The organism is Streptomyces sp. NPDC057638 (assembly GCF_042800315.1).
Taxonomy (GTDB): Bacteria; Actinomycetota; Actinomycetes; order Streptomycetales; family Streptomycetaceae; genus Streptomyces.
Map to the genome: position 1 here is coordinate 1 of NZ_JBHVHF010000282.1, position 10,748 is coordinate 10,748.

A 10,748-nucleotide genomic window follows, 5' to 3' on the forward strand; every position below is an offset into this window, starting at 1 on the left:
GACGCGGGGTCAGGGATCCGCGCCGCCGGAGGGCCTCCGGGTCTCAGGTGCTCAGGTGCTTACTGGGGGGAGGCGTCAGCAGGCTCCCAGGTCCTGCCACACACCCCACTGGCCGGTGGTGCCGGGGGCGTCGCCCTTCGTCCACCACTTCGCCTTCCAGTTGCGGCCCTGGTGGGAGACGGTGGTGTTGGTGCCGTACTCACCGGTCGCCGTCCAGGCCGGAGCGGTGCAGGTGCCGCCCGGACCGCCGGGACCGGGGCCGCCGGTGCCGCCGCTGGGCTCGACGATGGTCGTGCCGCGCGCCAGGTCACCCGCGAGGGCGTAGGTCTTGCCGCCGACGTTCACCGTCCAGTTGGAGGGGGTGGAGGTCGGGGTGTAGTAGACGAAGTCCAGCTCGACGGAGGCGCCCGGGGCCAGGGTCTGCCAGGCCGGGAGCTTCAGCGAGACCCGGTGGAAGTCACCCTTGATGCCACCGACGTTGGGGCCGGTGTGGTCGCTGCGGATGATGGTGGCGCCGAAGCCGGACTGGTCCTTGGCGTTGTTCGGGGCCGAGGTGGCGTAGTCGAACTGGAACTCCGTGCCGCCGGGCAGCGGGGTCTGGGTGTTGTTGGTGATCTTCAGCTTGGGGCTGATCGGGTAGTTGGAGTCGCCCAGCGCGAAGCTGTGGAAGTCCACGTCCACCTTGACGGCCTCGGTCGGCAGGGTGATGTTGGACTTCTTCGCGCCGTAGGGGGTGGCGGCCTTGAACTTGTCGTACATGGCGGTGGTCAGGGTGTCACCGACCTCGTACTGACCCTTGGCCGCGTTCCAGCGGTAGTCGCCCGCCAGCTCCCAGATCATGGTGCCGCCGATGCCCTTGCGCACCACGTAGTCCGCCTTGGCGGCCACCGACTGCTCGTCCTCGGTGGAGAGGAAGACCTTCTTCTGGGCGTTCCACAGCCACGGCGCCACCAGGGTGGAGTCGTAGTGGCGGGTGTAGGTGCCGGTCAGGGTGGTCGACGCGGGCAGGCCGTAGCGGGTGACGTAGTCGCCGACCACACCGCGCTCCAGGTTCTTGGCGTGCCACATCGGGTTGGACCCGGCGGGAGCCTCGTCGCCCATGGTGGTCTTGTCGTGCCAGAGGTTGTCGATGCCGACGGCACCGTCACCGCACTTGGTCAGGCCGGACCCGGCCGGGCAGGTGGTGGCCACCGACTTGCCCCACAGACCGTTGGTGCCACCCTGGACGTTCTTGAAGCCGCGGGTGTAGTACGGCAGGCCGATATTGATACGGCCCGCGGGCATCGAGCCGCGGAAGTAGTGGTAGGACCAGTCGGTGTTCAGGTAGCCCATGCCCGCGTACTGCGCGGTGGAGTAGACCCCCGCGGCGGCCAGCTCGCTGTCCTTGCCGTCGTCGAAGAGCGAGGCGTTCGGACCGACGTGCTCGTTCCAGGCGCCGTGCAGGTCGTACGACATGATGTTGACGTAGTCCAGGTACTTCTGGACCTGGAAGGTCTCCATACCGCGCAGCAGATAGCCGGAGGAGGGCGCGGCCACGGTCAGCAGGTAGTGCTTGCCGTCCGCGGCGCCCGCGTGGTCCAGCTTCTCGCGCAGGGTCTTCATCAGCGCCGCGTAGCCCTTGACCAGGCCTGCGCGGCGGCCGTTGGCGAGCGCCCAGTCCAGCGGGTTCCCGGCGTCCTTCATCGTGGTCGGGTACTCGTAGTCGATGTCGACGCCGTTGAACCCGTACTGGCGGATGAAGGAGACGGCCGAGTCGGCGAAGGTGTTGATGCCCGCCTGGTTGACCGAGCCGTCGGCGTTGGTCGCCATGGAGTAGAAGCCGCCGGAGTTCACCCGGTCACCGTTGGGCGCGAAGTAGCCCCCGGTCTCGGCCCAGCCACCGACGGAGATCAGTGTCTTCACGTCGGGGAAGCGCTTCTTGTACTTCGTCAGGAGGTTGAAGTGCCCCTTGTACGCGAGGGCGGGGTCCATCTCGGCCCCGGCGACTCCGGGGAAGGTCATCCCGGTCGCGGCGTTGGTGGGACCGTCCGGGCCCACGGAGAGCTTGTTGGCGCCGTCGACGTGGGCGAAGGCGTAGTTGATGTGGGTGAGCTTCTCCCACGGGATGTCACTGGCCAGGTAGGCGGGCGTGCCGTCCCTGCCGGTGCGCCAGCCCGTGAAGTAGCCGATGACGCGGCGCTGGTGGTCGGCGCCCATCTTCTCGCGGCCCTCGGTGTCATAGACCGAGCAGTACGGGACGGTGACCCCGGGGGTCGAGTAGAGACCGTCGGGGCGACAGGACTCCTGCGAGGCGGCGGGGGTGTTGGCCGCCGCCGCCGAGCGCGGCGCGGCCTGCGCGACGCCCGTGGAGAGCGAGCCCGCGAGCAGCGCGACAGCGGCGGAGCCGGCCGCGAGCAGCGAGGCCCGGGTACGGATGGGGGAAAGCACGCTTCCTCCTGGGTGGGGGGCCGCGCCGTGGGGAGGCGCGGGGAGAACGGCCTTGCTCAGAAAAGGAGATGAGATGAAACGGGTGCTGGCCGTGCGCACCGCCAGCACCGATCCGCTCCGCGGAGGTGAGCAGACATTAAAAGGACTAGACCAGTAGGGTCAATAGGTCTGGACCTGCAACTTCTCCCCGTGACGGGGGAGATACGCAGGGAGCGAGAGGCTCCTGGGGCGTGAGTGAGTCAACAGGCGTATGGGGCGTGTGTGGTGGTTCTGAAGGAAGATGCCACCCTGTGTGATGATGCGAAGGTGACACGTGTCTCTTCTTCGCGGGGGGCGTCCCCGGCCGCGCCGAAGGTCCAGGGAGAAGAGGTGCCGTACCGGGCGTCGCGGGCCGGGGGACCGTTCCGGCGGCCAAGGCGCCGTAGCCGCCCGTACGAAGGGACGCCCACCTCCCCCGTACGGCCCGGGGTGCTCGGTTCCGTACGGCCGGGGGCCTACGGGCCGGGGGCTGGTGATGGTCGCGGGCGCCCTCAGGCCCTCCAGGCACCCGGACGCCCCGGACAGCCCGGCGTCAGTCGGCGGACGGCCGGACCAGATCGGACGGGTCCGTGTTGGCGCCGCACAACACGACCGCGATCCGCTCCCCGGGACTCGGTGCGTAGCCCCCGCCACCCGTCCCCGCCAGTGCCAGACTGGCCAGCGCCGTGGCCCCGCTGGGCTCGGTGACCATCCGGGAGTGGTCCCACAGCGCCCGCCGGGTCGCCATGATGGCGTCGTCCGGGACCAGGACGGAGACGGTGTCCCCGGCCCGCGCGGCGGCCAGCGCCAGCCCGGTGACGCGCCGGGCTCCCAGCGCGTCGGCCGCGACCCCGCCGACGGGCACGTCCACCGGCTCCCCGGCCCGCAGGGCGGCGTGGAAGGCTTGGCTGCGTTCCGGTTCCACCCCGACCGTACGCACTCCATGGTGGTGCGCGGCGGTGGCGACCCCGGCGAAGAGCCCGCCACCGCCGACCGCCACGATCACCGTGTCCAGCCCGGGTACCTGGGCGAGGATCTCGTCCACCAGGGTTCCGGCCCCCGCCGCCATGAAGGGGTTGTCATAGGCGTGTCCGGCCAGCGCCCCGGACCGCTCCGCGAACGCGGCGCAGGCTCGCGCCGCGTCCGCGTACTCACCGTCGACGAGATGGACCTCGGCGCCGTACGCGCGCAGCCGCGCGACCTTGACGCCGGGGCTGGTCGCGGGCACGAACACCGTGGCCCGCGTCCCCTCGGCACGGGCCGCCCAGGCGCAGGCCAGCCCCGCGTTCCCGCCGGAGGCGATGGTGAGTCCCGCCTCGGGCAGGGTGCCCGCCTCGCGGTGGGCGCGCAGGAAGTTGACCGCGCCCCGGGCCTTGAAGCTCCCGGTGTGCTGGAGGAACTCCAGCGCCAGCCAGATCTCCGGCTCCTTGGCGCCGGGCCCCTGCCCCTCCGGGAGGGAAACGGCCCCCTGGTCGAGCCGGGAGAGGACCACGGGCCGGATCCGCCCCTGGATCCGGTCGGCGGCCGAGACGATCTCGCGATAGCCGAGTTGACGCACAGGTTCCCCCAGGAGGTACGGGGTCGACCCGGCGGAGGCCGTCGGCCCCGGCGCGGGCCGAGCGGTGGGTGACGATCTCCGTACGGTGTCATACGCCGGACAGGGCGCGTCCCGCCGGGGGACACCGCGGGCTCCGCGTGGCTGACCGCGCGACGCCGCCGGGGGCTGGAGGGCCGCGCGGGAACCCGCCGCTCGTCCGTGGCGGAGCTCCCCGCGCCGTCCGTCCGTGGCGGGATCTCCCGGGCTCCCGCCGCTCGTCGTGGCTGGTCCGCGATGGGCATCCGTCCGGCTCCCGCCGTCTTGTCGCTGTACGTCCGTAATGGATTGCCCGGGTTTCTGCCCTTTCGTCATAGTACGTCTGTGATGGGGACCCCTTCGGCTCGCGCGCTCCTCGCCGCCGCCCCGCCCGCGCGCGGTGGATTCAGTAGACCGTCAGCCCGAGGGCGGCGAGGGAAGGGGCGATCGGCAGATGGAAGGTGGCGCAGGAGCCGCCGCTGCCCACCCGGAAGCCGAGCGCGGTACCGCTCGCGAACAGGGGAGCGTTGCCGTCCCCGGCGGCGGAGCAGATGGTGGTGGCCACGGCGTTGTAGAGGATCAGCCCGCCGCCGAGGTTGACGGTGACGTTCACCGCCTGGACCCGGCCGCAGCGCAGACCCGTCTGCTGGCCCGCCTGGCATACCTGCTGACCGGCGGAGGGGTATCCGGCGCCGGTCATGTCCCGCACCGTGCCGTCGCCGAGATCCACCTCACCCGGGTAGGTCACGCCCGGGTTGTCGTAGTGGACGAGGGCGACCTCCCGCGTCGCGGGCCACCCGGTGCTGGTCCCCACGCGTACGCCCGTGGTGGCGTGGGACCAGACGGCGGGTGCGGCCGGAGCGCACAGGGAGGCCATGACGCCGAAGGTGTCCGTGCCCCGGCGGGCGTTGAAGGCGAGCGCGCAGCGCGCGCCCGAGGCGATGAGCGCGTCGCCGCCCCGGACCGCCGGTGTGGTGGCCGTGCCCTCCCCCGCCCGCGCGCTGGTCGCGGGTGCCGCCGTCAGCGCGGCCCCGACGCAGACCAGGGCGATCACCACGCGGACGGCCGCGCGCGGCACGCGGCGGATGCTGATGGTCACGGTCCCTCCCGGGGCGTCGCCGGGCCCGCGGCACGGGCCCTGGGGAGGGCCATTGTGGGGGTCGGTGCCCTCGGCTGATAGGCCAGTACACGTCAACCCCCGCGGCCCGCGCTCATCCCTGCCAACGCCCCCCGGAGAACCGGGTCAGCGCGGCCACCACGTCAGGCGGCATGGCCCGGCGCAGGTTGAGGGCGAGCACCAGATGCCAGCCGTCGCGCCGCCGGAGCGAGCGCGGTGGTTCGGCGGCGCCCGGCCGCAGCCGGACATGGGGCCCGAAGACCCGCTGGTCGCGGCCCCGGGCACGGACCGGCCGCACGGTGACGTCCTCCACCTCCGCCCAGGCGTAGGTGTGGGAGCGCCGCCCCAGCGTCACCGTGATGCCCTCGGGGTCGATCCGCAGCGCCAGCGAGACCCGGGGCAGCACCAGCCACACCAGATTGATGAACAGGGCGAAGACGGGCCAGAAGACCACGCTCACCCAGCCCGCCCAGGTGTCCCAGCTGCCCTGGGCGGCGGTGCGCATCAGGGCCAGGGCCGCGAACGCGGCGCAGAGCGGCCAGTGGGCCAGGGGCGTCCGCCGCATCCGGCCCCGGGCGGCGAACGCCCGCTCGTCATCGGCGCTCACCCGCCAGCCGGGGGTCTCACCCAGGGGCGGGGGCGCCTGGAGGGAATCGCGCGGACCGGGCGGGGGCTTCGGCCGCGGCTGCGGCTGGGAATGCGGCTCCTCCGGCTCCGGCCGGGACTGCGGCTGGGGCAGGAGCGCCGCGGGGTCCGCCCGCCCCTGCCGCCGACGGGATGCCGGGCCCGTGAACGGGGCCTGGAGCGGGGCCGGGGAGAAGGGGCGGTGTGCCGCCGGGACCGCCCCGGCGGGGGAGGGCTCCCGGGGGGCGGGTACCCGCGCTTCCTCCCGGCGGCCCGACGCCAGATGCTCCTGGAGCCGCAGATGCCGGAAGCGGTAGGCCCCTCCGTACCGCTGGAGCAGACCGGCGGCGTGCGCGTCGCGGAGGAACTCCATCAGCGACCACGGCACCCGGCCCAGCAGCGCCAGCCACGCCTTGGAGACCACCCAGACGCACCAGGGCGTCAGCGCGACCAGGACCAGCGCCGCGCCCGTGGCTCCCTGCGCCACGGCGACCGCGACCTGTGCGGGGGAGCCGTCGGTCAGCAGCCGGTGCGCGCCCGTGCCGAGGCCCACCACCGGGGCGATCAGCAGCAGGGACAGGAGGGTGGAGCGCCGTTCACTGGTGAGCAGGGAGTCGGGGGTCGCCGCGTCGACGGTGTCGGCGGGCGCGGCGAGGACCAGCGTCAGCAGCGTGGTCACGGTGAAGCCCAGCAGGAACTGCGCGATGAACGCGTCCGCGTTCTCCCCTCCCACCCCCAGGCTGATCAGCAGGAAGAGCAGGTTCGGGATGATGAGTGTGGCCGCCGTGCGCAGCCCGCGTACCGCCGCCACCGACCGCGAGACCGAACGCAGCGCCGCGCCCGCCCGCAGCGGGTTGGCCCGGCGCCGGGGCTCCCACAGCCGCTCACCCGACCAGAGGATGACCAGGTTGCGCACGGCGAAGGCCATCAGAAAGCCACCGGTGAGGTAGCCGCGCTCGACGGCGAGCGACCACTCTCCCGTCGTCTCCGCGACCGCGCGGGTCAGCACCAGGACCGCCTCCGTCAGCAGCACTCCTGCGGCCAGCAGGGTCGGCAGTGTCAGCAGCCGGGCCACCGCCGAGCGGCGCAGCCGCCACCAGCCGAACTCCGTGGTGTCCCGGCGCCCCAGCTCCCGGGCGAGGAAGCCGAGCCAGCCCCGGGCCCGGCCCGGATGCCAGCGGCCCGGCGCGTACAGCCGCTCCGAGTCATGGGGGCCGGGGGCGAAGACCGCCGGAACGATCGCGTCCAGCAGATGGACCTCGACGGCCTCCCGCTCGCCGAACCTGACCGGTTCCACCAGCTCACCGGGGTCGCTCCCGGCCGTGCCGTACGCGCGCCGGGCCAGCCAGAGCATCAGTGGGCTGGTCAGCGTGCGGGCCAGCGGCCCCTCGGGACGCTCGGCGAGCTCGTCCACCACCGGGCCCCACGCGTCGTGCCGCGATGGCCCGGCGGTGCGCAGCAGATGCGCGGCGGCGTCCCGGGGGCGCACCGGCAGGGCCTCGATATCCGAGGAGGCCGTCAGACGCGTGCCGAGCGCCCGGTACTCCTCCACCCGGGAGGCGAGGACGCATCCGGTGCCGTGGTGGGAGGTGTTGAGGGCGCGCACCACGGCGACGCGGCGGTGCGGGGGGAGTTCGTCCAGCCCGTCCAGGACGGCGAGCACCCGGCCGTCCCGTACCAGGTGCCGCGCCGGATGGACGCCGTTGACCAGCGGCAGACCGGGGTGGTCCTCGGCGATCCGGGCGGTCAGCCAGTCGAGGAACGCCACCCGCTCGGCGTCCCAGGACTCCAGGGTCAGCAGCACGGGCACCGGCACCCCCCGCTGTCCGGGCAGCCCTCGGGTGATGTCGCCGAGATGGCGGTCGGCGAGGGCCACCGTCACCAGGGCCAGCAGGGTCGACTTGCCCGAGCCCGGTCCGCCGAGGACGGTCAGCCGGCGGATGTCCAGGCCGAGCAGGGTCTCGGTGATCCCGTCGGCCCGGTCGGCCCGCACCGCGTCCCCGGTCCCGGCCCCCACGGAGGCGGACGGGCCGGATCCGGTTCCTGCGGTGGTGGGCGGGCCGGACGCACCTCCCGCGGTGGTGGGCGGGCCGGATCCGGTTCTCACCGTGGTGGACGGGCCCCAGCGGGCGAGCCAGCGCACGGCGAGCGCCCCTTCGGTCGCGCCGAGTTCCCGGGCCGCCACCTCCGCCGACCACTGGGCGCGCACCGAACGGGCCAGGGCCTCGGCCGCGTCGTCGGCCGGGGACCGGGTGGGCGGCAGATTGACCACCAGGTCGCCCTGGACATGGCCGGCCTGGACCAGGTACTCCACCGTGCTGTCCCGGACGGTGTTGCGTACTTCGGACGGGGGCCGCCAGGTGGGGGACGCGTCGCCTGGAGTATGCATGGGGGGATTCTCGTCAGCGGGGACGGCCACGTCCGTCGAATGCCGCCATCCCTTACCGAATCCCCCTGTTTCCCGGCCCCTCCAGGCACTCCCTCCCACCCCTCCGGGGGACGGCGGCAGTGGGAGGGAGGGCGCAGCGGGATCAGACCGGGGTGGCCTCCAGGAGGCACATGCCCGTCGGGCCCAGGCGGGTCGTGCGCGTATGGGCGTAGCCCGCCGCCGCCAGCAACTCCGCGTACTCCCGTTCCGTACGCTCGCGTCCGCCGAGGCCGAACAGCATCACCAGGTCGAGCGCCGCCGCCATCCCCGGCGCGGGCCGCTCCGGCAGCACCGCCTCGACGACCAGCAGTCGCCCGTTCTCCGTGGCCAGCGACTCCCGGCAGCGTCTGAGGATGGTCAGTGCCCGCTCGTCGTCCCAGTCGTGCAGGATCCACGAGAGCAGATGGGTGTCGGCCTCGGGCACGGCGGCGAAGAAGTCCCCCGAGGCGACGGAGGCCCGCTCACCGACCCCGGCCGCGTCCAGCGCGGCACGGGCGGGCGCCGCCTGACCGGGTACGTCGAAGACGGTCGCGGTCGCCCCCGGGAACCGGGTGAGGATCTCGATGACCAGCCGCCCCAGCCCACCGCCGACGTCGACCATCCGGCCCGCGCCGGTGAAGTCGTACGCGCCCGCCACCGCCCGCGCGGTGCGCTGGGTGAACCCGGCCATGGCGGCGTGGAAGACGGCGGCGTCCTCCGGATGGGTCGCCATGTGGTCGAAGTACGCGGCGCCGAAGCGCTCCTCGAAGGCGGTCCGCCCGGTTCGCAGCGTCACCAGCGGATCGTCCAGGAACCGGTAGGTCACGCGGTACATCAGCCGGAACCAGGCCCGGAGCGACTCCTCATGGTCGGACTCCAGAAGGGCGCTGAACTCGGTGCGGGTGTAGTGGCCCGCCTCGTCCAGCCCGAAGATCCCGTTGGCGACCAGTGGGCGCAGCAGCCGCGCCAGCGCGTCGGCGCGGGTGGCGGTCTTCCGGGCGAGGGTCTCGATGGTGGCCGGGCCCTCACTCAGATGGTCGGCGACACCGAGTTCGGCGGCGGTGTGCAGCGCGCGGTCGCTGATGTAGTCCCAGGAGTAGGTGGTGAGCAGGGTCTCGACGGAGGAGAGGGGTTCGGGTGTCACGATGACGCGCTCCTTACGCTGAAGAACACCGGGAGATGATGAGGCGTCAAGGATGGTCCGACCCGGCGGAGCCGGGCCATTCCTCGGCGGGATCGTCATGATCCATCGAGCCGGGCGTGCCTGTCACCCGAGGTGCGGGCGGGGTCACGGGGAACCGGAGTGTTCTCGGAGCGCGGACGGGTGAACGGCGGCCCGCCGTCCCGGTGGGACGGCGGGCCAGGGTGAAGGGCGTGACACGCGGGTCAGTAGACCGCGGCCCCATAGGCGGTGAGGATCTCCACGAGGGGTTGGAAGAGGCTGGTGCCGCCGGTCGTGCAGCTGCCGCTGCCACTGGAGAGGACGCCCAGACCGGTGGTCCCCGTGTAGAGCGGCGCGCCGCTGTCACCGGCCTGGGAGCAGGTGTCCGTCCGGGTCAGGCCGTGGATGACGCCATCGGGAAGCGCCAGCGAGTAGTTGAGACCGGTGACCCGGCCGCAGCGCTGCCCGGTCGTGGAACCGACGGAACAGACGGACTGGCCCAGCGTGGCGTTGGCCGCCTGGGTGATGTCCTGGATCTGCCCGTTCGGCAGCCGGATCGAGCCCAGTGTGTCGGTGGGCGGCCTCACATAGCGCACCAGACCGTAGTCGTTGAAGGGGTACGAGTAGCGCTCCGCGATGCCCCAGGGATCGGGCGGCGGGGGCACGGGCGGCCAGACCCGGACGTACACATACCGCCCGATGATGTCCCGCAGACAGTGGCCCGCGCCCACCCAGTACCAGATGCCCCCGATGCGGACGTTGAAGCCGAGTGTGCACGGGCGCCCCAGGTAGTCCACGAGCCCGCTGCCGCCGTGCGGGCCGCGCGTCGCGAAGGTGCCCGGGACGCGCTCGATCCGCAGGGCCGCGGCCTTGTCGCCCGCCGCGCGCCGCAGGGTGGTGAGCTCGGCCGGGGTGACGCTCTCGTCGGCCAGCACCTGGATGGTGCCGGACGCCCGGTCGACCGACCAGGCCGTGCCGGTGACGCCCGTGGAGCCCAGGGCGGTGCCCACCGCCGTCAGTTCGGCGGAGGTGAACGCCCGAGGGGGCGCCTCCGCGCGGGCCGCCGCGTTCGGCGCCAGGACGGTGGTGGCGCTGACCACGACGCCCACCAGGGCGGTCAGCAGCCGTCCGAGGCGGGGTCTGTGTCGACGGGAGTGTGAGCGCTCCATGGCCATGTGATCCTCCGACAGTGCGGGGACGGGAAGAGCGGGAGACGAGCGCGCGGTGCGGCGTGGGGCTGGGCCCCGGCGCACTCCTCTTAGCTCCCTATACGACCCTGGCGGGCACGCGTCAATGGATGGCTCGCGCGGGGGCGACGGCGGATCCCGACCCGGCGCCGCACCCCGCGCCCTGACCCAGCCTGACGCGCCCCGGGCCCGGAGACCTCGCGGGCGGCGCGCGGTGGGAACGGACGGAGGGG

The 10,748-nt window shown here is 73.3% G+C and carries 6 protein-coding genes; all 6 read right to left on the reverse strand.

Features of this window, described 5'->3' with window-relative positions:
* Positions 1–75: 75 nt before the first annotated feature.
* Entirely contained in the window at positions 76–2,427 is a 2,352-nt protein-coding gene (locus tag ACFVIM_RS27990; RefSeq protein ID WP_384306863.1) for a chitinase C-terminal domain-containing protein, read from the reverse strand.
* A 571-nt stretch (positions 2,428–2,998) separates the two neighbouring features.
* Positions 2,999–4,003 carry a serine/threonine dehydratase gene (locus ACFVIM_RS27995; RefSeq protein WP_384306864.1) on the reverse strand — a complete coding sequence of 335 codons (1,005 nt, stop codon included), beginning with the start codon at positions 4,001–4,003 and terminating at the stop codon, positions 2,999–3,001.
* 421 nt (positions 4,004–4,424) lie between these two features.
* Complete coding sequence (locus ACFVIM_RS28000) at positions 4,425–5,117, reverse strand: S1 family peptidase (RefSeq protein WP_384306867.1); 693 nt, start codon at positions 5,115–5,117, stop codon at positions 4,425–4,427.
* 112 nt (positions 5,118–5,229) lie between these two features.
* Positions 5,230–8,148 (reverse strand): hypothetical protein, encoded by a 2,919-nt coding sequence (locus ACFVIM_RS28005; protein ID WP_384306870.1) that lies wholly within the window; start codon positions 8,146–8,148, stop codon positions 5,230–5,232.
* 142 nt (positions 8,149–8,290) lie between these two features.
* A complete protein-coding gene (locus ACFVIM_RS28010; protein WP_384306873.1) occupies positions 8,291–9,310 on the reverse strand; it encodes a methyltransferase in 1,020 nt (339 codons plus the stop codon).
* Positions 9,311–9,552: 242 nt separating this feature from the next.
* Positions 9,553–10,497: a S1 family peptidase gene (locus ACFVIM_RS28015; RefSeq protein ID WP_384306876.1), complete on the reverse strand. Its 945-nt coding sequence runs from the start codon at positions 10,495–10,497 to the stop codon at positions 9,553–9,555.
* Positions 10,498–10,748 lie beyond the last annotated feature (251 nt).

Bases quoted from the DNA above. Each gene is read 5' to 3' on its own strand.
- ACFVIM_RS28015 (WP_384306876.1), bottom strand. From the start codon at position 10,497: ATGGAGCGCTCACACTCCCGTCGACACAGACCCCGCCTCGGACGGCTG.
- ACFVIM_RS28005 (WP_384306870.1), bottom strand. From the start codon at position 8,148: ATGCATACTCCAGGCGACGCGTCCCCCACCTGGCGGCCCCCGTCCGAA.